The 24,105-nt window shown below is 63.6% G+C and carries 19 protein-coding genes; 7 read left to right on the top strand and 12 right to left on the bottom strand.

The genetic code is table 11. From position 1 onward, the window contains the following. The first annotated feature begins 70 nt into the window (after positions 1–70). A complete protein-coding gene (locus IVB31_RS07005; RefSeq protein ID WP_247320204.1) occupies positions 71–604 on the top strand; it encodes a MarR family transcriptional regulator in 534 nt (177 codons plus the stop codon). 60 nt (positions 605–664) lie between these two features. Here IVB31_RS07005 and IVB31_RS07000 read toward each other — a convergent pair whose 3' ends face one another. From IVB31_RS07000 to IVB31_RS06955, 10 genes are all read right to left on the bottom strand, one after another. Continuing rightward, a complete protein-coding gene (locus tag IVB31_RS07000; RefSeq protein ID WP_247320202.1) occupies positions 665–2,863 on the bottom strand; it encodes an EAL domain-containing protein in 2,199 nt (732 codons plus the stop codon). Positions 2,864–2,970: 107 nt separating this feature from the next. Further along, entirely contained in the window at positions 2,971–4,254 is a 1,284-nt protein-coding gene (locus tag IVB31_RS06995; RefSeq protein ID WP_247320200.1) for a glycerate kinase, read from the bottom strand. 195 nt (positions 4,255–4,449) lie between these two features. Beyond that, positions 4,450–5,679, bottom strand: coding sequence for an ABC transporter substrate-binding protein (locus tag IVB31_RS06990; protein WP_247320198.1), 1,230 nt, complete (start codon positions 5,677–5,679; stop codon positions 4,450–4,452). A 236-nt stretch (positions 5,680–5,915) separates the two neighbouring features. After that, the gene (locus tag IVB31_RS06985) at positions 5,916–7,142 is read right to left on the bottom strand and encodes an ABC transporter substrate-binding protein (RefSeq protein WP_247320194.1); all 1,227 of its coding nucleotides are present in this window, start codon (positions 7,140–7,142) and stop codon (positions 5,916–5,918) included. A gap of 116 nt (positions 7,143–7,258) precedes the next feature. Beyond that, positions 7,259–8,494 (bottom strand): ABC transporter substrate-binding protein, encoded by a 1,236-nt coding sequence (locus IVB31_RS06980; protein WP_247320193.1) that lies wholly within the window; start codon positions 8,492–8,494, stop codon positions 7,259–7,261. Between the two features lie 31 nt (positions 8,495–8,525). After that, positions 8,526–9,545 carry a branched-chain amino acid ABC transporter permease gene (locus IVB31_RS06975; RefSeq protein ID WP_247320192.1) on the bottom strand — a complete coding sequence of 340 codons (1,020 nt, stop codon included), beginning with the start codon at positions 9,543–9,545 and terminating at the stop codon, positions 8,526–8,528. A 2-nt stretch (positions 9,546–9,547) separates the two neighbouring features. After that, on the bottom strand, positions 9,548–10,426 hold the full coding sequence (locus IVB31_RS06970; protein WP_247320191.1) for a branched-chain amino acid ABC transporter permease: 879 nt from the start codon (positions 10,424–10,426) through the stop codon (positions 9,548–9,550). A 12-nt stretch (positions 10,427–10,438) separates the two neighbouring features. Next, positions 10,439–11,152, bottom strand: a complete 714-nt coding sequence (locus IVB31_RS06965; protein ID WP_007599709.1) for an ABC transporter ATP-binding protein — start codon at positions 11,150–11,152, stop codon at positions 10,439–10,441. Continuing rightward, entirely contained in the window at positions 11,149–11,946 is a 798-nt protein-coding gene (locus tag IVB31_RS06960; protein WP_247320190.1) for an ABC transporter ATP-binding protein, read from the bottom strand. The genes IVB31_RS06965 and IVB31_RS06960 overlap by 4 nt, the downstream gene beginning before the upstream one ends. Before the next feature lie 66 nt (positions 11,947–12,012). Then, on the bottom strand, positions 12,013–12,879 hold the full coding sequence (locus tag IVB31_RS06955; protein WP_247320384.1) for an IclR family transcriptional regulator: 867 nt from the start codon (positions 12,877–12,879) through the stop codon (positions 12,013–12,015). Positions 12,880–13,005: 126 nt separating this feature from the next. Here IVB31_RS06955 and IVB31_RS06950 point away from each other — a divergent pair, with 126 nt between their 5' ends. The 6 genes from IVB31_RS06950 to IVB31_RS06925 all read left to right on the top strand — a co-directional run bounded on the left by IVB31_RS06950 (position 13,006) and on the right by IVB31_RS06925 (position 21,781). Next, positions 13,006–15,102: a 3-hydroxyacyl-CoA dehydrogenase NAD-binding domain-containing protein gene (locus tag IVB31_RS06950; protein WP_247320189.1), complete on the top strand. Its 2,097-nt coding sequence runs from the start codon at positions 13,006–13,008 to the stop codon at positions 15,100–15,102. A 202-nt stretch (positions 15,103–15,304) separates the two neighbouring features. Further along, positions 15,305–16,999 (top strand): dicarboxylate--CoA ligase PimA, encoded by a 1,695-nt coding sequence (pimA, locus tag IVB31_RS06945; RefSeq protein WP_247320188.1) that lies wholly within the window; start codon positions 15,305–15,307, stop codon positions 16,997–16,999. Then, positions 16,996–18,183 carry an acetyl-CoA C-acyltransferase gene (locus IVB31_RS06940; RefSeq protein ID WP_247320187.1) on the top strand — a complete coding sequence of 396 codons (1,188 nt, stop codon included), beginning with the start codon at positions 16,996–16,998 and terminating at the stop codon, positions 18,181–18,183. Before pimA ends, IVB31_RS06940 begins: the two co-directional genes overlap by 4 nt. A gap of 161 nt (positions 18,184–18,344) precedes the next feature. Continuing rightward, positions 18,345–19,535: a pimeloyl-CoA dehydrogenase large subunit gene (pimC, locus tag IVB31_RS06935; protein ID WP_247320186.1), complete on the top strand. Its 1,191-nt coding sequence runs from the start codon at positions 18,345–18,347 to the stop codon at positions 19,533–19,535. Positions 19,536–19,716: 181 nt separating this feature from the next. After that, positions 19,717–20,859, top strand: coding sequence for a pimeloyl-CoA dehydrogenase small subunit (gene pimD, locus IVB31_RS06930; protein WP_247320184.1), 1,143 nt, complete (start codon positions 19,717–19,719; stop codon positions 20,857–20,859). Between the two features lie 148 nt (positions 20,860–21,007). Next, complete coding sequence (locus tag IVB31_RS06925) at positions 21,008–21,781, top strand: SDR family oxidoreductase (protein WP_247320182.1); 774 nt, start codon at positions 21,008–21,010, stop codon at positions 21,779–21,781. Positions 21,782–21,795: 14 nt separating this feature from the next. Here the strand turns inward: IVB31_RS06925 and IVB31_RS06920 are convergent, their stop codons facing one another. Then, complete coding sequence (locus tag IVB31_RS06920) at positions 21,796–22,689, bottom strand: hypothetical protein (protein ID WP_247320181.1); 894 nt, start codon at positions 22,687–22,689, stop codon at positions 21,796–21,798. A gap of 1 nt (position 22,690) precedes the next feature. Next, positions 22,691–24,049 (bottom strand): MBOAT family O-acyltransferase, encoded by a 1,359-nt coding sequence (locus IVB31_RS06915; RefSeq protein ID WP_247320179.1) that lies wholly within the window; start codon positions 24,047–24,049, stop codon positions 22,691–22,693. Between the last annotated feature and the right edge of the window lie 56 nt (positions 24,050–24,105).

Genomic DNA, 24,105 nt, shown 5'->3' with positions numbered 1-24,105 from the left:
AATTATCAAATATAACTTCAAGGGCGGCGGACGACCCTCCCGAACTTAGCGGGATTACGAGCATGAGGCGATGACCGTTTCGAAAACCTCTGAAAAGTCCTCTGAAAAGCCCGCCGATACGGCCAAGGTCCGCAAGGACGCGGCCGAGGTGCAAGGTCAGGCGTCTGGCGAAGCCCTCCAGCTCGGCGAACTCTCGGAGCAGCTCGGCTATGTACTGAAGCGGGCGCAGCTCAAGGTGTTCGAGAACTTCCTGCGCTGCATGGCCTCGCTCCAGCTCACGCCGGCGCAGTTCTCCGTGCTGCTGCTGGTCGAGAAAAATCCGGGCCGCAACCAGACCGAGATCGCCTCCACCCTCGGCATCCTGCGCCCGAATTTCGTGGCGATGCTCGACAATCTCGAGAGCCGCGACCTTTGCGCGCGGATACGCTCCACCAACGACCGCCGCTCGCATATCCTGGTGCTGACCGACAAGGGCAAGGCGGTGCTGGCCCGCGCCAAGAAGCTCGTCGCCACCAAGCACGAGGCCCGGCTGAACGAGTTGCTCGGGCAGTCCAACCGCGAAGCCCTGCTCGGAATGCTCTCGAAGATCGCCAACGAATTCTGACGAATTCATCGTTCCGGCGACGGCGCGTCGAACCCGGAATCCCGCGCGGGTTGGCGGCGGTTACGCCGCGGCGAACCGGGCGGCCGTGGCAGGTGTTTCCGCGGAGAGGAAACGGCGCTCGATTTCGACGGCCGGCAAGGGAGGGCTGAATAAATAGCCCTGCATTTCCGTGCAGCCCTCCGCTGCGATCCGGTCCCGTTGCTCTTCGGTCTCCACGCCCTCCGCCGTGGTCGTCATGCCCATCCCACGCGCCAGCGCCGCCACCGCCCGCACGATGCTGAGGGAGCCCGCATCGTTTTCCACGCCGCTGACGAAAGACCGGTCGATCTTGATCTTGTCGAAGGGAAAACATTGCAGATAGGTCAGCGACGAATAGCCGGTGCCGAAATCGTCCATGGCGACCTTGATGCCCAGCGCGCGGAGCTGATGCAGCGTCGCCAGCGTCCCATTCCTGTCCTGCAGCAGAACGCTTTCCGTGATCTCGATCTCCAGTCGCCGCGGATCGAGACCGGAGGCCGCCAGCGCACCGACGATCACCTCCGTCAGGCCGGGCTGGCGGAATTGCATCGCCGAGATGTTGACGGCGATGTGCAGATGATCAGGCCACCGGCTTGCCGTGGCACAGGCCTGCCGGATCACCCATTCGCCGATCGGCACGATCAGGCCGATCTCTTCCGCGAGCGGGATGAAGCTGTTGGGCGCAACCAGTCCGCGCCGTGGATGTCGCCAACGGATCAAGGCTTCGAACCCGCTGATCGCGCGGCCGTCGGTCTTCACGATCGGCTGGTAGTGCAGCTCGAACTCGCCCGCGGCAAGGCCGTTGCGGAGGTCCTGCTCCAGCGCATGACGGCTTTGCGACTCTTCGCCCATGGCCGGTTCGAAGAAGCAGTGCATGCCGCGACCGTCGCTTTTTGCGCGATACAGCGCCAGGTCCGCATTGTGCAGCAGTTGCTCGGGCGTTGCGCCGTCGCCGGGTGCAATGGCGATCCCGATGCTCGCGCCGGCAATGGCCTGGTGTCCGTCGAGCCCGAACGGAGCACTCAAGGTTTTGACAACATCACGCGCCAGCGCGTCCGCTTCCCTCTGGCCGGAAATCGGCGTCTGGAGGATGACGAATTCATCGCCGCCCATGCGCGCGATCGTATCGCTGCTTCGTGCGAGCTGCCTGAGGCGGCGGGCGACATCCTGCAGCAGAATGTCGCCCGCCTGGTGGCCCAGGGTGTCGTTGACCGCCTTGAACTTGTCGAGATCGATGTGATGAACCGCGAACATCCCGTCCTGTTCGAAGGCCTGCTTGAGGCGCTGGCCGAGCAGGACGCGGTTGGCAAGGTCCGTCAGCGCGTCGTGATGCGCCATGTGCGCGATTCGCAGCTCCGCCTTGCGTTGCTCGGTGATATCTTCGTGGGTCGCCACCCACCCGAGGTCGGGCATCGGCCGGTGCCTGATCTTGAAGGTGCGCCCGTTCCGCATTTCGACGATGCTGTCCGTGGCCTCAGCCGACGTGGCGACATCGGTCCGCCATCTGGCGTATTCCTCCCGCGTCATCGCCGGGACGCTGCCGGCTTCGAAGCGCAGGTCCAGGATCTCCGCGAGCGGCGTGCCCGGACGAACGTGCTCGGGCGGCAGGCCGTACATGTCGACATAGTGCGTATTGCAGACCAGCAGCCGATGGTCGGCGTCGAAAAAACAAAGCCCGTGCGACATGTTGTTGATCGCGGTGTCGAACTGAAGATTGCGTTCCTGCAGCCGCGCACTGAGTTCTTCGCGCTCGGTAATGTCTTCGTGGGTCGCCATGCCGCCGCCGTCGGGCAGGGGATGGATGGTGTAGGCGATGATCCTTCCGTCGACGAACTGCTGGACGGTCTTCTCGCTGGCCACCGAGCCTTCGGTGCGGGCGCGGACATAGTCGCGGGCTTCTCCGCGGATGTTCAGGCCCAGCTTGAGCCGATGCTCGATCAGGTTTTTGATCGGCGTGCCCGGGTGCACCTGCTCGGGCGAGAGCGCATACATCTCGCGGTAGCGTGGATTGCAGAAAATGACCCTGCGGTCGCTGCCGAACAGGATGATCCCGAGCCACAGATTATTGGCGGCGCATTTGAGCAGCTCGCCGAGCACGAGCGGATCAATGCTTGCGACCTCCTGATCACTCTCCGTCATGCGCGTTGCCCCCGGACGACGCTGATTAGAGCAGGCGGTGGTGAACGAGCTCAACAATTTGCCCAAGTCCGAGGCAGGTTCCTGAAACTGCGGCGAACGCAAGGTTAAAGGCGGCAATCCCGGTCATAGAAATCCCGGTGCCCGGCGAGGATTCAGACGTCGTTAACCATGGCGGCGTGCGGAACTCTCCGCGAGCCGCCGGCCTCGCGTCAGTCGACGAGGATCACCCTGATATCGTTCACATTGGTCAGCGTGGGCCCCGGCAACAACAGGTCACCCGTCGCCTCGAAGAAAGTCGTCGCGTCGTTGTTGGCGAGATAGGCCTGCGGCTGCAGCCCCTGCGCCTTCATCTTCGCGAACGTCGCCGCGTCGATCAGCGCGCCGGCAGGGTCGGTGGGATTGCCGGCGCCGCCGTCGGCGCCGTCAGTGTCGCCGGCGAGCGCAGAGATGTCTGGCGTGTCCTTCAAGAGGCCGGCAAGCGCCAGCGCGTATTCCTGGTTCGGGCCGCCGCGGCCGTGGCCGCGCACGGTGACCGTGAGCTCGCCGCCGGAGAGGATCGCGACGCGCTTGCCCTGCGCGCGGGCCTGGAGCGCCAGCCTCGCGTGTTCGGCGGCGACCTCGCGTGCCTCGCCCTCGAGATCGGCGCCGAGATCGATGGTCTCATAACCGGCCTCGTGAGCGAGCTTCACCGCGGCGTCGAGCGATTGCTTCGGCCGCGCGATCAATTCGAAATGCGCGCGCGCAAAGGCGGCGTCAGCCGGCTTGCAGCTTTCGTTGCCGGCATCGTCCAGGGCGCGGCGCACGGCGTCATCGATGTCAAGCTTGTACCTGGCCACGATCGCGCGCGCATCAGCGAGCGTGCTCGGATCGGCCACGGTGGGGCCGGAGGCGATCGCGGAAGGATCGTCATGCGGCACGTCGGAGATCGCCAGCGTCACGATCTCGGCGGCATTCTTGCCGGCGCGCGCCAGCCGGCCGCCCTTGATCCGCGACAGATGCTTGCGCACGATGTTCATCTCGCCGATCGGCGCGCCCGAGCGGAGCAGCGCCTTGTTGACCGCCTGCTTCTGCGCGAAGCTGATGCCGTCCACGGGCGCGATCCAGTTCGCCGAACCGCCGCCGGTGAGCAGCACCAGGAGAAGGTCGTCGGGCCCGGCCTCTCCCGCGAGCGCGAGCGTGTCGGCCGCGCCCTTCAGGCCGGCTTCGTCAGGCACGGGATGGCCGGCCTCGACCACGCGGATGCGGCGGGTCGGCACGCCGTAGCCGTGGCGCGTGGTGGCGATGCCGACGAGGCGTTCCGGCGCGAGGTGGAGCGTGTCGAGATAGTGCCGCTCAGCGGCCGCGGCCATCGCGGCCGCGCCCTTGCCGGCGGCAAGGCAGATCACGCGTCCCCTGGGTGCGGGCCGCAGATGCGGAGCCAGAATCGTGCTGGGATGGGCGGCGGCAACGGCGGCGTCGTAGAGCGCGCGGAGCAGGGGACGTCGGTCGGTCATGGCGAAAAAGCCCCAGGCGGACGGAACAGACTGGCGGCAAATGCGCCGCTCACCTGCCTACCGCATCATGCGCCAAAGCGTAAGCGGGCTTTGCCATCATTCGATTGTGCAATCGCGTGATCATAATCGACGCGCAAGCAAAAACCCCCTGCGCGACCAGCGCAGGGGGTTTTCATCGTCGCGTTCTTCAGGCGGCTAGCCGCCGACGTCGGCGCTGATCACGTCGCCGAACAGCTCCCACTTGTCGCCCTTGAACTTCTCGAGCTGGAGCTGGCTGATCGGCGCGAAGTCGGTCGGGGACGTGTTGATCTGCACGCCCGGCAGCAGCACTTCGGTGCGGAAGTTCTTCAGGCTGGCGGCCTGCTTCATGACGTTCTCGCGCGTGAGATCGTCGCCGCACTGCTTCAGGATCTGGACCAGGGTCTGGGCCACGCCGTAACCGACGATGGTGCCGTGGTCGAGCTTGTCGCCGTCGGGGAAGTACTTGTTCATGAAGGCGACGAATTCTTTCATGCCGGGATCGCTGTTCCACGTCGAATCCGAAATGTCCTTCAGATAGTCGGCGGAGATGATGTCCTGCGAGTTCTCGAAACCGGCGGGCTTGAGCACGCTGCCGACGGAGGCCGAGACGTTGTTGAGGAAGTGCAGCGGCTTCCAGCCGATCTCAGCCACCTTCTTGATCGCCTGCGCCGCGAATTTCGGCGTCGTGATGTTCATGAAGACGTCGGCACCGGTGGATTTCAGCTTGACGATGTGGTTGTCGATGGTCGGCTCCGAGGTCTCGTAGCTCTCTTCCATGACGATCATCGACGCGGCCTTGGCGCCGAGGCCGTCCTTCAGGCCCTTGAGATAGTCCTTGCCGTAATCGTCGTTCTGGAACAGCACGGCGATCTTGGCGTCCGGCTTGTTCTTGAGCAGCCATTTCGCATAGATCTGCGTCTCGCTCTGGTAGTTGGGCTGCCAGCCCATGGTCCAGGGGAAGTTCTGCGGATCGTTCCACTTGGTGGCGCCGGTCGCGACCAGGAGCTGCGGCACCTTCTTCGAGTTCATGTATTTGTGGATCGCCGAGTTCGGCGGCGTGCCGAGCGAGTTGAAGATGAACAGCACCTCGTCGCTCTCGACCAGCTTGCGCGCCTGCTCCACCGTCTTCGGCGGCGAGTAGGCGTCGTCATAGGAGATGAAGTTGATCTTGCGGCCGTTGATGCCGCCTTCGTCGTTGATCTTCTTGAAATAGGCGGCTTCGGTCCGCCCGATGATGCCGTAGGCGGAGGCTGGTCCGCTGTAGGGCATGATGTTGCCGACCTTGATCTCGGTATCGGTCGCGCCGGTATCGTATTTCTTCTGGGCCGATGCAGTGGAGGCCGAGGCCGCAATGAGCGCAAGCGCCAGTGACGCGACCGCAAGTTTGCCGGTGACAGCGGGCATTCCTATCTCCCTATTTTCTTGGTGTGTGTGCGCCCCTTTTCTTGTGTTGCTTGTTTTTGGCGACGCGGCCGCAATTCAATACGATTTGCCCGACGCCTACAACAGAAAGCCCCTGCGACGGTGTCGCGGGGGCTGCTTCTTTAGTAGTCAGGAACAGGCGCGTCCTCGTGTGCGCTGCGAGAGGGGCGGCTGTCTTGAGTTGATTAACCAATCGGGGGCGATTTTGAGTTGCGATATCAGTGGCCGATCTCGCTCGAGATGACCTCCCCGAACAGCTCCCATTTCCGGCCCTTGAACCGCATCATCTGGAGCTGCTCGATCGGGGCGAAATTATCGGCTGCGGTGTTGATCTTGATGCCGGGCAGCAATGTGTCGGGTTCGAAATCCTTCAGGCGGGCGGCCTGCTTCATGACGTTCTCATGGGTGAGGTCGTCGCCGCACATTTGCAGCACCTTCACCATGGTCTGGGCGGCGGCATAGCCGAACACCACGCCGGCATCGAGCTTGTTGGCCTTGGGATCGTACTGCGCGACGAAATTGTAGAACCTCTTCATGCCGTCATCGGCATTCCATTGCGGGTCGGAGCCGTCCTTGGTGTAGCTCGCCGACAGGATGCCTTGCGAGATCTCGAGCCCCGCCGGCTCGAGCACGCCGCCGACCGAGGCCGAGACGTTGGAGATGATGTGGAGGGGGTGCCAATTGATCTCGGCCGCCTTCTTGATCGCTTGCGCTGCAAATTTCGGCGTGGTGATGCTGACAAAGATGTCGGCGCCGGATGCCTTCAATTTCACGACGTGCTCGTCGATGGCCGGCTCCGACGTGTCGTAACCGTCTTCCAGCACGATCATCGAGCCCTTGGGCCCGAGACCTTCCTTCAGCCCCTTCAGATAGTCCTTGCCGAAATCGTCGTTCTGGTAGAGCACGCCGATCTTGCCGTCCGGCTTCTCCTTCATGATGTATTTGGCGTAGATCCGCGCCTCGCTCGCGTAGCTCGGCTGCCAGCCCATGGTCCACGGATATTGCTTGGGATCGTTCCACTTCGAGGCACCGCTCGCCACGAACAATTGCGGCACCTTCTTCTCGTTCATGTATTTGCGGATCGCGCCGTTGGTGGAGGTGCCGAGCGAGCCGAAGATCAGCAGCACCCCGTCGCTCTCGACCAGCTTGCGGGCCTGCTCCACGGTCTTCGGCGGCGAATAGCCGTCGTCGTAGGAGATGAACCTGATCTTGCGGCCGTTGATGCCACCCTCGGCATTGATCTTGTTGAAATAGGCCTCCTCGGCCTTGCCGATCGCGGCATAGGCGGAGGCCGGGCCGCTATAGGGCATGATGTTGCCGATCTTGATCTCGGTATCGGAGGCGCCGCTGTCGTATTTCTTCTGCGCCAGTGCCGGGCCGCTCATCGCAGTGCACAAAGCGAATGCGGCCAAAAGGGCCGCAACCTGAAATCGAACGACAGTCATCTTTCTCCACCCGGAATGCTGGCGCCGCATTGAACAAGATTGACGCTCGACGTCAACAAAAAGCCCCCGCGATTGTTCGCGGGGGCTTCTTACGGTTGGATTATTGCGTCAGCTTGTCACTCGGTGGCGACGTCGCCACTGATGATCTCGCCGAACAGTTCCCATTTCTCGCCCTTGAAGCGCTGCATCTGGAGCTGCGCGATCGGGGCGAAATCGGTTGCACTGGTGTTGATCTTGACGCCGGGCAGCAAGGTGTCCGGTGCAAAATCCTTCAGGCTTGCCGCCTGCTTCATGAGGTTGGCGCGGGTGAGGTCGTCACCGCACATTTCCAGGGTCTTGACGAGGGTCGATGCTGCGCCATAGCCGTAGACCATGCTGGTATCGGACTTGTCGGCGCCCGGCATGTACTTGTCGACGAACTCGTTCCACCTCTTCATGCCGGGGTCGTTGGCCCACTGCGGGTCGGTGGAGTCCTTGGCATAGGCCGCAGACAGCACGTTTTGGGAGGCCTCGAAGCCGGCCGGCTTCATCACGCTGCCGACCGAGATCGACACGTTGGTGAGGATCTGGAGCGGCTTCCAGCTGAGCTCGGCGGTCTTCTTGATGGTCTGGGCCGCGAACTTCGGCGTCGCGTAGATCAGCAGCACGTCGGGATTGGCGGCCTTGATCTTGACGATGTGTCCGTCGATCGACGGTTCGGAAACCTCATAGCTCTCTTCCATGATGATCATGGATGCGCCCTTGGCGCCGAGCCCGTCCTTGGTGCCCTTGAGGTAGTCTTTGCCGAAATCGTCGTTCTGGTAGAGGATTGCGACCTTGGCGTCCGGCTTCTCCTTCATCAGCCATTTCGCGTAGATCTGCGCTTCGCTCTGGTAGGAGGGCTGCCAGCCAATGGTCCAGGGGAAGGCCTTCGGATCGTTCCACTTGGTGGCGCCGGTGGCGACAAACAGCTGCGGGATCTTCTTGGCGTTGAGATACTTCTGGATCGCACTGTTCGAGGGTGTGCCGAGCGGGTTGAACACCGCCAGCACCTCGTCACTTTCGACCAGCTTGCGGACCTGCTCGACGGCCTTCGGCGGCGAATAACCGTCGTCGTAGGTGACGAAGTTGATCTTGCGGCCGTTGATGCCGCCCTTGTCGTTGATCATCTTGAAATAGGCTTCTTCGGTCTTGCCGATGATGCCATAGGCCGACGCCGGGCCGCTGTACGGCATGATGTTGCCGATCTTGATCTCGGTATCGGACGCGCCGGTGTCGTATTTCTTCTGCGCGAGTGCTGCGCCGGAGGTGAGAGTGATGACCGCCGTTGCCGTGACCAGCGCAGCGGTTCGCAGTGTTCTTTCAAAAAGCAATTCGGGTCTCCTTGGTTAAATTAACGAGTTTTCAGTTCTTTCTGAGCCGGCCGACGATCTGCTGGCCCAGGATCGCGATCTGCCTTGCGCCGTGTGGCACGAGATAGATGACGAGGAACAAGAGCACGCCGAACACCGCGCCGGACAGGCCCTTGGAGATGCCCTCCGCCATGTTCGGCACGAAGATGATGAACGCTGCGCCGACGAATGAGCCGGGCAGCCAGCCGACGCCGCCGACGACCATGCCGAGGAACAGCGAGATCGCCAGCGTGATGGTGTAGCTGTCGGGCGCGACGAACTGCACGGCGATGGCGCCGAGCGAGCCGGCGATGCCGGTGATGGCGGCGGACACGCCGAACGCCAGTGTCTTGTACAGCGCGACGTCGACGCCCATCGCGGAAGCCGCGATCTCGTTGTCGCGGATCGCCATGAAGGCGCGGCCCGAACGGGAGCGCAGCAAGTTTACCGAGAAGATGTAGATCGCGAGCACGACGGCGAGCGAGAAGTAGTACAGCCACATGTCCTGCGACATCGGCAACCCGAACGGCGCGTCCGGCTTGGTGACGACGAGGCCCTGCACGCCGCCGGTCCAGTGCTCGAGAAAGTTGAGTTTCAGAAGCTGAGGCATGGCGGTGGCGAGCGCAAACGTCGCGAGAGCGAGATAGACACCCGAGAGCCGCAGCGCCGGCTGTCCGAACAGGAAGCCGAAGCCGAAGCAGACCACGCCGGCGATCGGCAAGGTCAGCGCATAGTTGACGTTGAAGTACTCCATCAGGACTGCGGTCGTATAGGCGCCGACGGCGTAGAACGCGCTTTGGCCTAGCGAGAACTGGCCGGATCCGCCGGTCAGGATGTTCAGCGCCAGCACCGCGAGCCCGTAAATCAGGAGCATCGTCATCTGGAAGATGATGAAGTTCTTGACGAAGAGCGGCATGATGATCAGTGCGGCAAGCACCACCAGCGAGGTGCCGGTGCCCAGCGTCATGGCCCGCTTCGGAACGGCCTCGACCGCCTGGTGGCCTTCTGTAACGACTTCTTCTGCAGCGCTCATGATCAAACTCGCTTGACGATCTGCCGGCCGAACAGGCCGGCGGGTTTGACGACCAGGACGGAGATGATCAGCGCGAGCGCGATCGGGAGTTTCAACTCGTTGCCGACGCCCGGGATGTAGGTGCCGACAAGGTTTTCGAAGACGCCCATCAGGAAGCCGCCGACCACGGCGCCGAGCGGGCTGGTTAGGCCGCCGAGCACGGCCGCCGCGAAGCCATAGAGTAGCACGCCTACCATCATGTTGGGCTCCAGGAACACGACGGGGGCGATCAGCATTCCCGCGATTGCACCGATCGCGGACGCCATGCCCCAGCCCAGCGCGATCATCCAGCTCGTGTTGATGCCGACGAGGCGCGCCGATTCAGGGAGCGAAGCGGCCGCCCGCATGGAAAGACCTATCCGCGTATATTGGAAGAAGAAGAACAGCCCGACCAGGAGCAGCAACGTGACGCCGATCATGCCAGCCTGGTGCGTCGAGATCAGCTGGCTGCCGAGGAACGGCGAGGATCCGAACGGGGTGGGATATTGCTTGATGGTGAAGTCCCAGATCAGGCCGGCCGAGGAGTTGATGATTGAAAACAGCGCGATGAAGCCGGCGACATTGGTGAGGATCGGGGCCTTGGTAAGCGGCTTGAACAGGATGCGCTCGATTGCGATGCCGCCGATGAAGGCGAACACGAGCGTGAGCACGAAAGCGACCCAATAAGGCACGCCCCACTGCATCAACTGCCAGGAGATGAAGGTCGAGAACATCGCCATCTCGCCCTGCGCGAAGTTGAGATGGTCGATCGCCTGGTAGATCATGACCACGGCCAGCGCCATGCAGGCGTAGATCGCGCCCGTGGCGATCCCGGCAAGCACTTGGTTGGTGAACAGCTCCATCGTGCCGGCTCCTCAGTAACCCAGATAGGATTTGCGGATTTCTTCGTTGTTCGCGATGTCCTTGGCGTTGCCCGACATCACGATGCGTCCGGTCTCGATCACATAGGCCTGGTCGGCGAGTTCCAGCGCGAGCTGGGCGTTCTGCTCGACCACCAGGATCGACACCTTGTCCTCGCGGTTGATCTTGCCGAGGATGCCGAACAGGTCGCGCACGACCAGCGGCGCTAGGCCGAAGGAAGGCTCGTCCAGCAGCATCAGCCGGGGCCGCAGCATCAGGGCGCGGGCGACGGCGAGCATCTGCTGCTCGCCGCCCGAAAGCGTGCCGGCCTGCTGGGTGTGCCGCTGTTTCAGCACCGGGAAATGCGCATACATGCGCTCGATGTCGGAGACGATGCCGGCGCTGTCCTTGCGGGTGATCGCGCCGAGCTGGAGGTTCTCCTCCACCGTCATGGTGGTGAAGGTGCCGCGGCCCTGCGGCACATGGGCGATACCGAACCGCACGATGCTCTCGGTGGAGCGGTTGTTCAGCGGCTTGCCGTCGAACTCGATGCCGCCGGTGGAGCGCACCATGTTGCAGATCGCGCGCAAGGTAGTGGTCTTGCCGGCGCCGTTCGCCCCTAACAGCGTCGTCAGCGATCCCTCGCTGAGCGAGAAGGACAGGCCGTGAAGCGCCTGGACCTGGCCGTAATAGGCGCGGAGGTCCTTGACGTTGAGCAGCGTCGTCATTGGTCCTTGCTCCCGAGATAGGCTTTGATGACGTCGGGATCCGCCTGCACCTGGGCCGGCGTGCCTTCCGCGAGCTTCTTGCCGAAATTCAGCGCGACGACGTGGTCGGCGATCGACATCACGAGGCCCATGTGGTGCTCGACCAGGAGCACGGTCATGTGGCGGTCGTCGCGGATGCGGCGAATGAGGTCGCCGAGCACGTAGACTTCCTCGTGGTTGAGGCCGCCGGCGGGCTCGTCGAGCAGCAAGATCTTCGGATCGGCAGCGAGTGCGCGCGCCAGCTCGACACGCTTCTGCGTGCCGAAGGGCAGGCCTGAAACAACGGTGTGGGCGACGTCCTCGAGTTTGAGATAAGCGAGGATCTCGTGCACCTTCTTGTTGACGTCAGTCTCGCTGCGCCGGACCCACGCCAGCCTCAGCGAATCGCTGATGATGTCGCTGGAGGTCTTCGAGTGGGCGCCGACGCGGACATTGTCCATCACCGTCAGGTTCGGAAACAGCGCCACGTTCTGGAAGGTGCGGCCGATGCCGATCTCCGCGATCCGGTGCGGCGGCCGCGTCAGGATGCTCACGCCCTCCATCAGGATGTCGCCGGACGACGGCTGATAGAGCCGCGAGAGGCAGTTGAAGAGCGTGGTCTTGCCGGCGCCGTTGGGGCCGATCAAGCCGAGGATCTGGCCCTTGTGCATGTCGAAGGACACGCCGTTGAGCGCGACGATGCCGCCGAACACGACGCTGACGTCGCGAACCGCGAGCAGGGGCGATGTCCCCTGCGCGAGCTGTGCCTGCGTCATCTCGTCTCGCCCACTCTGTTGAGTGGACGAAGGGGCGATACGAACCGCTCCTGATGATCACAAAGGCTATCTGATCCCCTCGGCCACACGCGCAACTTTTCCTCCTGATTTCAGCTTTTTGCTGACTTGTTTTTTTGAATGCGGCATCAAACCCCCGAGTGCCGCTTCGATGTTCCTTACCATCGCCAGCAGACGCGGTCCAATGTCACTGATCAATCGCTCTTCCGTGAAACGGAATGCGGGTGCACCGCAGTTGAAGGCATAGGGCCCGGTTCCGTCGTTGAGCTTGAGCGCGACGCCGGCGGCACCGATATCGTCGTGCCAGTCGCCGACCGAGATCGCAAAGCCGTGTTTGGCCACGGTTTCGCCGGAACGTTCCAGTCCATCGCGCATCTTCGGCCATCGGCTGCCGTAATGTTCGCGCAGAACACGCGATAGTTCTGCGCGTTCGCCTTCATCGAGCGCCCAGAAATAGGCGCGGCCCATCGCGCTGGTTGCAATAGGCACGCGTGAGCCGACGTCGAGTTGAACGCCGACCGTCTCGCTGCCGCGGCTCTGCCCGAAATAGATCATGCTGTGACGGTCGCGGCCGCCGATCGCGACGGCTCCCCCGGTCGCGCGCATCATTTCCTCGCGGAACGGTTCGGACAAATGCCGAACGCCGAGGTTGGATAGCGCCGCGTAACCGAGCGCCATCGCAGCCGGCGCGAGCTGATACTTCTCGAAGCGGGGAACCGGCGTCAGATAGCCGAGCCTCGTCAAGGTATAGGTCAGCCGCGAAACGGTCGGCCTGGGCAGGTTGGTGCGGGCCGCGATTTCCTGGTTGCCGAGAAGTCCGTCGCTGGGCTGGAATGCGCGCAATACGTCTAGTCCGCGGGAAAGCGCGACGACGAAATTCCGATCGGTCGCGGTCTTCTTGGCTGTACGCTTCATCCCTGATCTGCTTCTTGCGCGGAGTCGTTGACAAGCCACGTGCTTCAAAATAACCCTGCCGTCAAGATGCGGAATTAAATTCCGCACTGCGAAATTAACAAAGTTAGCCCACCAAGGAGGGATACCGTGAGCGAAGTGGTCAAGCTTGAGCGTCGTGACGAAGTCGGGATCGTCACGGTCAACAGCCCTCCGGTCAACGCGCTGAGTGCCGCAGTCCGCGGCGGCATTCTCGAGTGCATCAAGGCCGCGATCGCTGATCCCGCGATCAAGGGCATCGTGCTGACCTGCGCCGGACGCACCTTCATCGCCGGGGCCGACATCACCGAATTCGGCAAGCCGCCAAAGTCCCCCGGGCTCAATGAAGTGCTGGCCGAGATCGAAAACTCGCCGAAGCCGGTCGTTGCCGCGATCCACGGCACCGCACTCGGCGGCGGCCTCGAGGTCGCGCTGGCCTGTCATTTCCGCGTGGCAGTCAAAGAGGCAAAGCTCGGCCTGCCCGAGGTGAAGCTCGGTCTGCTGCCGGGCGCGGGCGGCACCCAGCGCCTGCCGCGCGCGGTCGGACCGGAACTCGCGGTCAAGATGATCGTCGGCGGCGATCCAATCGGTGCTGCGGAAGCGCTGAAGAACGGTTTGATCGAGGAGATCGTCGAAGGTCCCGCCGCGGGCGGCGAAGCCTTCGTGCGAAAGCTGCTGGCCGAGAAGCGTCCGTTGCGCCGCCTGCGTGACGACGATTCCAAGATCGCGGCGGCCAAGGCCGACCGCTCGATCTTCACCAATGCGGTCGCCGCCATGACCAAGAAGTCGCGCGGCCTGGAAGCGCCGTTCGCGGCCGCCGACGCCGTGGGCTATGCCATCGATCTGCCGTTCGACGAAGGCCTGAAGAAGGAGCGCGAGGGTTTCCTCAAGCTCGTCGCCAGCGATCAGTCCAAGGCGCAGCGCTACGCCTTCTTCGCCGAACGCGAGGCCAGCAAGATCGCCGGCGTCCCCGAGGGCACCAAATCGCGGCCCGTGAACCGCGTCGCCATTCTCGGCGCCGGCACCATGGGCGGCGGCATTGCGATGTCCTTTGCCAACGCCGGCGTTCCCGTCACCCTGATCGAGACTGGCGAGGAGCAACTCAAGCGCGGCCTGGGGATCATGCAGAAGAACTGGGAAGCGACCGCCGCGCGCGGCGGCATCCCGGCGGATGCGCCCGCCAAGCGCATGGCACTGATCACCGGCGTCGTCGGCATCGAGAACGTCGGCGATGCCGATCTCGTCATCGAAGCCGTGTTCGAGACCATGGCGGTGAAGAAGGAAGTGTTCGGTAAGCTCGACCAGTACGTCAAGCCGGGCGCCGTGCTCGCCTCCAACACCTCCTACCTGAACATCGACGAGATCGCGCAGTCGACCAAGCGACCGCAGGACGTGCTCGGCATGCACTTCTTCTCACCAGCCAACGTCATGAAGCTCTGCGAGATCGTGCGCGCCGACAAGACTGCGCCGGATGCCCTGGTGACGGCTGTCTCGATCGCGCGCAAAATTGCAAAAGTTCCGGCGGTGGTTGGCGTTTGCGACGGTTTCGTCGGTAACCGCATGCTGGCTCAGCGCGGCAAGCAGTCCGAGAAGCTTTTGTTCGAAGGGGCGCTGCCGCAGCAGGTCGATGCCGTCGTGACAAAATTCGGCATGCCGATGGGGCCGTTCGCGATGGGCGATCTCGCCGGCCTCGATATCGGCTGGCGTTCGCGGAAAGATCGCGGCATCAAGTCCGAGATTGCGGATGCGCTGTGCGAAGCCGGCCGCTTCGGTCAGAAGACCGGCAAGGGCTACTACAAGTATGAAGCAGGCAGCCGCTCGGCGCTGCCGGATCCCGAGGTCGAGAAGCTGATCGACGAGACGCTGCTGCGTCTCGGCCGCAAGAAGCGAATCGTCGGCGACGACGAGATCCTCGAGCGCATGATGTATCCGATGATCAACGAGGGTGCGAAGATCCTCGAAGAGGGCATCGCGGCGCGTCCCTCCGACATCGACGTGGTTTGGCTCTATGGCTATGGCTGGCCGATCTACCGTGGCGGCCCGATGTTCTGGGCCGACACCGTCGGCCTCAAGCACATCGCCGATCGCCTCGCGTTCTACGCCAAGGAGACCAACGACCCCAGCCTCGAGCCCGCGCCGCTGCTGAAGAAGCTCGCGGCCGAAGGCAAGACGTTTGCCTCGCTTGCGGCGGCGTCGAAGGCGGCGTGATCGGATCAACGGTGGCTGCGATGACGTGCTCCGGGCAACGCTCCCTGCGTTCCCTCCCCCCTTGGGGGGGAGGGTTAGGGAGGGGGGTGGCTCCGGGCGAGCTCCGAGTTTGTGGCTACCCCTCTCCCCAACCCTCCCCCACAAGGGGGGAGGGAGCCCGTCTGTCCGTACCAGCCTTACGTCCGCAGAGTATCGATCGCCAATGACCCATCCCGGCGAACAGTTTTATCCCGAGGGCGTGCGCTGGGACGAATCCATCGTACAGGGCACGCTGCCTGACCTGCTGGCGAACGCCGCCGCCGAATACGGCCCGCGCACCGCGCTGGAATTCCGCGATCGTCCGATTACCTACACCGAGCTCGCCGCCATGGCCGAGCGTGCAGCTGCCGCATTCCTGCGCGCCGGCTATGGCAAGGGCTCGTCAATCGCGCTGTTCCTCGGCAACACGCCGGACCACCCCGTCAATTTCTTCGGCGCGCTGAAGGCCGGCGCGCGGGTCGCGCATCTGTCGCCACTCGACGGCGAGATCGCGCTGACGCACAAGATTTCCGATTCCGGGTCGCGCCTGCTCGTCACCTCCAACCTCGCCGCACTGCTGCCGACCGCGCTGAAATTCCTGGACAACGGCCTGATCGACCGCCTGATCGTCTGCGAGGACGACGATTGGGGCAAGGTCGGCACGCCGCAGGCGGCGATCCCGGACGATCCCCGCATCGTCACCTTCAAGGCTTTCGTCGAAGGCGCGACTGCGCCGATGCGATGGCCGCAGATGACGGCGGACGACGTCGCGCTGCTGCAATATACCGGTGGCACCACCGGTCTGCCCAAGGGCGCCATGCTCACGCACGGCAATCTCACCTCGGCGGTGTCGATCTACGACGTCTGGGGCAAGCCGTCGCGGGCGACGCGCGGTGACGTGATCGAGCGCGTGATCTGCGTGCTGCCGCTGTTCCACATCTACGCGCTCACCGTGGTGCTGCTGTCCTCGCTCCGCCGCGGTCATCTGATCTCTCTGCATCAGCGCTTCGACGTCGAAGCGGTGATGCGCGACATCGAGGTGAAGCGCGCCACTTACTTCCCGGGCGTACCGACGATGTGGATCGCGATCGCAGCCCTTCCCGGTCTCGACAAGCGCGACTTCTCCTCGCTCGCCACCATCGGCTCCGGCGGCGCGCCGCTGCCGGTGGAGATCGCGAACTTCTTCGAACGCAAGGTCGGCAAGAAGCTGCGCAGCGGCTGGGGCATGACCGAGACCTGCTCGCCCGGCACCGGCCATCCGTCTACAGGTCCCGACAAGCCCGGCTCCATCGGCCTGATGCTGCCCGGGATCGAGCTCGACGTCGTCGCGCTCGACGATCCGACAAAAGTGCTGCCGCCGGGCGAAGTCGGCGAGATCCGCATCAAGGGACCGAACGTCACCAAGGGCTATTGGAACAAGCCGGAGGGATCCGCGGAGGCCTTCGTCGACGGCCGCTTCCTCACCGGCGACATCGGCTACGTCGATACCGACGGCTATTTCTTCCTGGTCGATCGCAAGAAGGACATGATCATTTCCGGCGGCTTCAACGTTTATCCGCAAATGATCGAGCAGGCGATCTACACCATATCAGGCGTGCACGAGGTGATCGTGCTTGGCATTCCCGACCAGTACCGGGGCGAGGCCGCAAAGGCCTTCATCAAGCTCAGGCCGGATGCAAAACCGTTCTCGCTCGACGAACTGCGCGCGCAGCTTGCCGGCAAGCTCGGCAAGCACGAACTGCCGGCCGAGGTCGCGTTCGTCGACGATCTGCCGCGCACGCCGGTTGGCAAATTGTCGCGCCACGAGTTGCGCCAGCAGCAGAAACCAGCACAATCCACCCAGCTTGCTACCCAACTTGCATCAGGAGGTCGCTCTTGACCGACGCCGTCATCGTTTCCACCGCCCGCACCCCGATCGGCAAGGCCTATCGCGGCGCGCTCAACGCCACCGAGGGCGCGACCCTGCTCGGCCACGCCATCGGCGAAGCCGTCGCGCGCGCGAAAATCGATCAGAAAGAGGTCGAGGACGTCGTGATGGGGGCGGCGCTGCAGCAGGGGGCGACCGGCGGCAACATCGCGCGCAAGGCGCTGCTCCGGGCTGGTTTGCCCGTCACCGTTGCCGGCACCACCATCGACCGGCAATGCGCCTCGGGCCTGCAGGCCATCGCGCTCGCCGCACGCTCGGTGATTTTTGACGGCGTCGAGATCGCGGTCGGCGGCGGCGGCGAGTCGATCAGCCTCGTGCAGAACGACAAGATGAACGGCTTCCACGCCCAGGACCCGGCGCTGCTGGAGATCAAGGGCGAGGTCTACATGCCCATGATCGACACGGCCGAAATCGTCGCCAGGCGCTACGGCATCTCGCGCGAGAGGCAGGACGAATACTCGCTGGAAAGCCAGCGCCGCACCGCCGCAGCGCAACAGGGCGGCAAGTTCAGGGACGAGCTGGCGCCGATCACCACGAAGATGGCAGTGACGGACAAGGCGACCGGCGAGGTCTCCTTCAAGGACGTGACGCTGTCGCAGGACGAAGGCCCGCGCCCGGAGACCACCGCGGAAGGCCTCGCTGGCCTGAAGGCCGTGCGCGGCGAAGGTTTTTCGGTCACGGCCGGCAATGCCAGCCAGCTCTCGGACGGCGCCAGCGCCAGCGTGATCATGAGCGACAAGGAAGCGTCGAAGCGCGGGCTCAAGCCGCTCGGCATCTTCCGCGGCTTCGTCTCCGCTGGCTGCGAGCCGGATGAGATGGGCATTGGTCCGGTCTTCGCCGTGCCGCGCCTGCTCAAGCGTCACGGCCTCACGGTCGACGACATCGGCCTGTGGGAGCTGAACGAAGCCTTCGCCGTGCAGGTGCTGTATTGCCGCGACAAGCTCGGCATCGATCCCGACAAGATCAATGTCGACGGCGGTGCGATTGCGGTCGGCCATCCCTATGGCATGTCGGGCGCACGCCTCACCGGCCACGCCCTGATCGAAGGCCGCCGCCGCAAGGCCAAGTACGCGGTCGTCACCATGTGCGTCGGCGGCGGCATGGGCGCGGCGGGACTTTTTGAGGTGTTGCAGTAACTCACTGTCGTCTTGGCCTAGTGCGCAATTGCGCACGAAAGCCGGGACCCATACTCCGCAACCGGAGTTTGGGGCGCAGATGGCAATTGCCTTCGCAAAACGAAGGCCGGTGGAAATGGGTCCTGGCCTTCGCCAGGACGACGAGGAAACAGGAGGATCCGATGGATCTTGCATTCACGAAGGAAGAGCAGGCGTTTCGCGAGGAAGTGCGGTCATTCTTCCGCGACAACGTGCCGCCAGATACGCGGCGCAAGCTGGTCGAGGGCCGCCACCTCTCGAAGGACGAGATGGTGACGTGGTGGCGCATCCTCAACAAGAAGGGTTGGGGCGTCAGCCATTGGCCGAAGCAATATGGCGGCACCGGCTGGACCTCCGTGCAGCACTACATCTTCAACGAGGAGCTGCAGTCCTATCCGGCGCCGCAGCCGCTCGCCTTCGGCGTCAGCATGGTCGGCCCCGTCATCTACACCTTCGGCAACGAGGAGCAGAAGAAGCAATATCTGCCGCGCATCGCCAATGTCGACGATTGGTGGTGTCAGGGTTTTTCGGAGCCCGGTTCCGGCTCCGACCTCGCTTCGCTCAAGACCAAGGCTGAGCGCAAGGGCGACAAATGGATCATCAACGGCCAGAAGACCTGGACCACGCTGGCCCAGCACGCCGACATGATCTTCTGCCTCTGCCGCACCGACAACAATGCCAAGAAGCAGATGGGCATCTCCTTCATCGTCTTCAGCATGAAGTCGAAGGGCGTCACCGTGCGTCCGATCCAGACCATCGACGGCGGGATCGAGGTCAACGAAGTGTTCTTCGATGACGTCGAGGTCCCCATCGAGAACCTGATCGGCGAGGAGAACAAGGGCTGGGACTACGCAAAATTCCTGCTCGGCAATGAGCGCACCGGCATCGCCCGTGTCGGCGTCTCCAAGGAGCGACTGCGCCGCATCCGCGATCTCGCCTCCAAGGTCGAATCCGCGGGCAAGCCGATCATCCAGGACGCCGCCTTCCGCGACAAGCTCGCGGCCTGCGAGATCGAGCTGAAGGCGCTCGAGCTGACGCAATTGCGCGTCGTCGCCGACGAAGGCAAGCACGGCAAGGGCAAGCCCAATCCGGCCTCCTCGGTGCTGAAGATCAAGGGCTCCGATATCCAGCAGACCACGACCGAGCTTTTGATGGAAGTGATCGGCCCGTTCGCCGCGCCCTACGATGTGCACGGCGACGACGGCTCCAACGAAGCCATGGACTGGACCGCCCAGATCGCGCCGAGTTATTTCAACAACCGCAAGGTCTCGATCTACGGCGGGTCCAACGAGATCCAGCGCAACATCATCGCCAAGGCGGTGCTGGGACTTTGATCAACAATGACGGTGTCGTCCTCCGCGAAAGCGGGGGACCCAGTACGCCGCGGCGGTCGTGAGTACGATGGGTGGCTGCGTTTACTGGATCCCCGCCCCGGTGCGCAATTGCGCACAAGGCGGGGACGACGTTTGAGGATGAGGCGACGGCAGGGCAATTCCCGCCGATTTGGAGAGAACCATGGATTTTGATCTGAACGAGGAGCAGCGGCTTCTCAAGGACAGCATCGACGGCCTGCTGACCGATTCCTACGATTTCGAGCGCCGCAAGACCTACATGAAGGAGAAGGGCGGCTGGAGCAAAGCCGTCTGGGGCAAGCTCGCCGAGCAGGGCCTGCTCGGTCTGCCCTTCGCAGAGGCCGATGGCGGCTTCGGCGGCGGCGGCGTCGAGACCATGATCGTGATGGAAGCGCTCGGCAAGGCGCTGGTGCTCGAACCTTATCTCGCAACCGTCGTGATCGGCGGCGGCTTCCTGCGCCATGCGGGCTCCGATGCGCAGAAGGCCGCGCATGTGCCCGGCATCGTCGACGGCAGCAAGACGCTGGCGTTTGCCCAGCTCGAGAAGAATTCGCGCTACGATCTGTTCGACGTCACCACGACGGCGAAGAAGAAGGGCGACGGCTGGGTCATCGACGGCGAAAAATTCGTCGTGCTCAACGGCGAGAACGCCGACACATTGATCGTCACCGCGCGCACCAAGGGCGACCGCCGCGACAAGAGCGGCATCGGCGTGTTCCTGGTGCCGACCGACGCCAAGGGCGTCACCAAGAAGTCGTACCCGACCCAGGACGGCCTGCACGCTGCCGACATCACCTTCACCGGCGTCGAGGTCGGTGCCGATGCCGCGCTCGGCAATCCCGACGACTCGCTCGCGCTGATCGAGCGTGTGGTGGACGAGGCTCGCATCGCACTCTGCGCCGAAGCGGTCGGGTTGATGGACGAATCGCTCAAGACCACCGTCGAGTACCTCAAGACGCGAAAACAATTCGGTGTCGCGATCGGCTCATTCCAGAGCCTCCAGCACCGAGCGTCCGACATGTTCGTCGCCGCCGAGCAGGCGAGGTCGATGTCGATGTTCGCGACCATGGCGGGCGATTTCGAGGACGCCAAGGAGCGAAGCAACGCGATCGCCGCAGCCAAGGTGCAGATCGGCAAGTCGCTGAAGTTTGTCGGACAGCAGGCGATCCAGCTCCACGGCGGCATCGGCATGACCATGGAGGCGAAGATCGGCCACTATTTCAAGCGCCTCACCATGATCGAGAACTCGTTCGGCGACACCGACTACCACCTGCGCCGCGTGGCGGATGGTGGCGGGTTGGTCTGACCACACCATGACTGTCATCCCCCGCGAAAGCGGGGGATCCAGTACGCCGCAGCCCCTCGATTCCAGCCGCGCCGTCTCTGGAATACTGGATCGCCCGGTCAAAGCCGGGCGATGACACCGAACAAGTGGACGCGGCGAGGCAACATCAATGAAAAACACCCCGTTCGATCTCACCGGCAAGGTCGCCGTGGTCACCGGCTCCAGCCGCGGCATCGGCCGCTCCTCCGCGGAGTTGCTCGCCAAGCTCGGCGCGAAAGTCGTGGTCTCCTCCCGCAAGGCTGACGCATGCAAGGAGGTCGCCGACGGCATCAATGCGGCCGGCGGCGAGGCCACCGTCATCCCCTGCAATATCGCGCGCAAGGATGAGGTCGAGGCGCTGATCTCGGGCGCCACCAGGCACTATGGCAAGATCGACATCCTCGTCTGCAACGCGGCGGTGAACCCGTATTACGGCCCGCTGCTCGACATCACCGACGAGGCCTTCGACAAGATCATGGGCAGCAACGTCAAGAGCAACATCTGGCTCTCCGCGCTCGCGATCCCGCAGATGGCCGCGCGCGGTAACGGCTCCGTCGTCATCATCTCCTCGATCGGCGGCCTGCGCGGCTCGACCGTGATCGGCGCCTACGGCATTTCGAAAGCCGCCGACTTCGCGCTGTGTCGTTCGCTCGCCGGCGAATGGGGCCCGAAAGGCGTCCGCGTCAACTGCATCGCGCCCGGCCTCGTCAAGACCGATTTCGCCCGCGCGCTGTGGGAAGACGAAGCCAATCTCAAGCGCCGCACCGCCACCACGCCGCTCCGCCGCATCGGCGAACCCGACGAAATCGCCGGCGCCGTGGCCTACCTCGCCTCGGACGCCTCGAGCTTCATGACGGGCCAGACCATCGTCATCGATGGCGGCGTGACCACCGCGGCGCCGTAGTCGCCGCTCCTCCGCTACGGGCGGCGCGCGCTGTCCCGCTCGGCCAAGGAGCGTTCGATGGCGCGTGCGACGATCAGGGCCGAACGTTCGTCGAGATGCACGCCGTCGTCCCAGCGCAGCTCGCTTCGCGGCGGATTGATCGGGAGCCAAAGCCCGCGATCCGGGAAGGCTTCGTTGACGATCTCGTTGGTCATCCGGACCATGCGGGAGCCTTCTATCTCCGGCGCAAACGGAACGTGGACCAGAAACGCGCGGGTGCCGCGCCGCTGCAGCTCGTCGATGAGCTGCCTGATGCGGACCACATTGGCGCGAGCCGGCACGGTCGAGTCGCCTTCGTTCATCTGCTCCAGCGCACGGTCGAGATAGACCTTGTTGTCGAACGTACTCGGCGGCTGGCGGAGGAGGCGATCCCGCTCGACCTGCGCCCGGGCGGGATTGGGCGTACCGTGCTTCCATGTTTCATAGCCCGCGATGGCGGTTCGCACCGGGCGCAAGAACAACGCTTCCGTGCGTGCGCCGCCGGAGAATCTCTCGATCAGCGCGCTGTCCGGCTCGCGGCTCAGAACATTCGTTTCGATCAGCACAATCTTCGGCGAGTTCGGCCGGTTCGCGACGATCTCGAGACCTGTCAACGGCGAGCCGCCGGCCAGTGAGAGATTGCGGACGCGCGGAGGTGAGAAATACTCCTCCTTGAGGCGCCAGGCGATCGAGCTGCCGACCACCACGATATCAGGCGTGGGATCCCGCACGTAGCTATTGAGGCTGATGAGGCTGCCGCCGCGGGAGGTGACCGCCGGCTGCTGCAGGGCAGAGCCGAAGCGCGCCGTGGCGAGGCCGCAGGCAAGCAGCAGCGCGGCGGCAACCACCGCGCATTTGACCAGCCATGAAACCGTCGATTCCTGCTGCATGTCAGAACTGGAAGTAGATGAAAGTGCTGTCGGGCCCCGCCTCGAGACAAGCGAGCGCCGCGAGCGCGCCATAGAGATACGGCTCCCATCGCCGCAACCGGCCCTCGACGAGCGCACCGATGCCGACATGCTGGATGATGACAGGCAAGGCGTAGAGCAGGGCGAGATTGGTGAACAGTTTTGGCGGATTGGGCGCGTCCGTTGCCACGAACATGCCCTTGAGGTAGCTGAGCGCGTGGTCGAAGTTCGGCAGCTTGAAGAAGATCCAGAGTATCGTGACGCAGAAGAACACAATGCCCATCCGGATCACCCGCACCGCAGGGCGTCCGTCCCCCATGAGTTTCAGGAACGGTCGTTCGATCACCAGCAGAACCCCGTGTGCCATGCCCCACAGGGCGTAGCTCAGGCTTGCACCATGCCAGAGTCCGCCAAGCGTCATCACGATCATCATGTTGAGACCGGTTCGTGCCGGTCCATGACGGTTGCCGCCGAGGGGAATGTAGAGATAGGTCCTGAGCCAGCTCGACAACGATATGTGCCAGCGCGTCCAGAACTCGGAGAACGAAACCGAGATGTAGGGCAGGTTGAAGTTCACGGGCAGGCGATAGCCGAACAGCAGGCCGAGGCCGAGCGCAATCGCCGAGTAGCCGAAGAAGTCGGCGTAGATCTGGTAGCTGTAGAGGAACACCAGCAGCCAACGATCCTGCGTGCGCAGGGTCTCGTAGAGCGGGAAGTCCATATAGGACGTCATCTCGTTGAGATTGTTCGCCACATACAGCTTGAAGAAATAGCCGACGAGGATCCACTTCGCGGCCTCGACGAAGGCGACGTCACCGATCCGCTTGGGAACGATCTGCGGCATGAACTGGGCCGCACGCGTAATTGGGCCGGACACCAGCTGCGGAAAGAAGATGATGTAGAGGAACACCTCGCGCAGGCGCACGGCGCGTTTCTCGCGCGTCAGGTCGACCAGCAGGCTGATGTTGTGGAACACGAAGAACGAGATTCCGATCGGCAGCGGCAGCCGCAGCAGGACGTCGATCGGCGCGACGCCGGTCAGATCGGCCGCGGCAGGGTCAACGAACAGGAACTTGTACTTGAAGAACGCCAGCAGGCCGAGGTTGAAGACGATGCCGGCCGGCATCCAGACGGTTCGGTTCTCGAACGCAAGCACCCGGCAGAGATAGGTGCCCAGCACCGCGACGAGCAGCAGCGGCAGCAACCAGGGCTGGCCGAAGCCGTAGAAGAACACGCTTGCGAGGACGAGCAGCGGGACCTGGAAACTGCGCAGTGGCGGCAGGTAATAGATGCCAAACACGATCGCGACGAAGACGCCGAACTGAAAGGAAGTGAAAGTCATGCCGCCCCATCTGAACGCCCAGCGTGTAGCATTTTCGTAGTCTCCGTCCTAGTCCT

The sequence above is a fragment of the Bradyrhizobium sp. 21 genome (assembly GCF_023073335.1).
Classification (GTDB): domain Bacteria; phylum Pseudomonadota; class Alphaproteobacteria; order Rhizobiales; family Xanthobacteraceae; genus Bradyrhizobium.
Note: the sequence above shows the minus strand (reverse complement) of the source record. Positions and strands in the feature narration are given on the sequence as shown.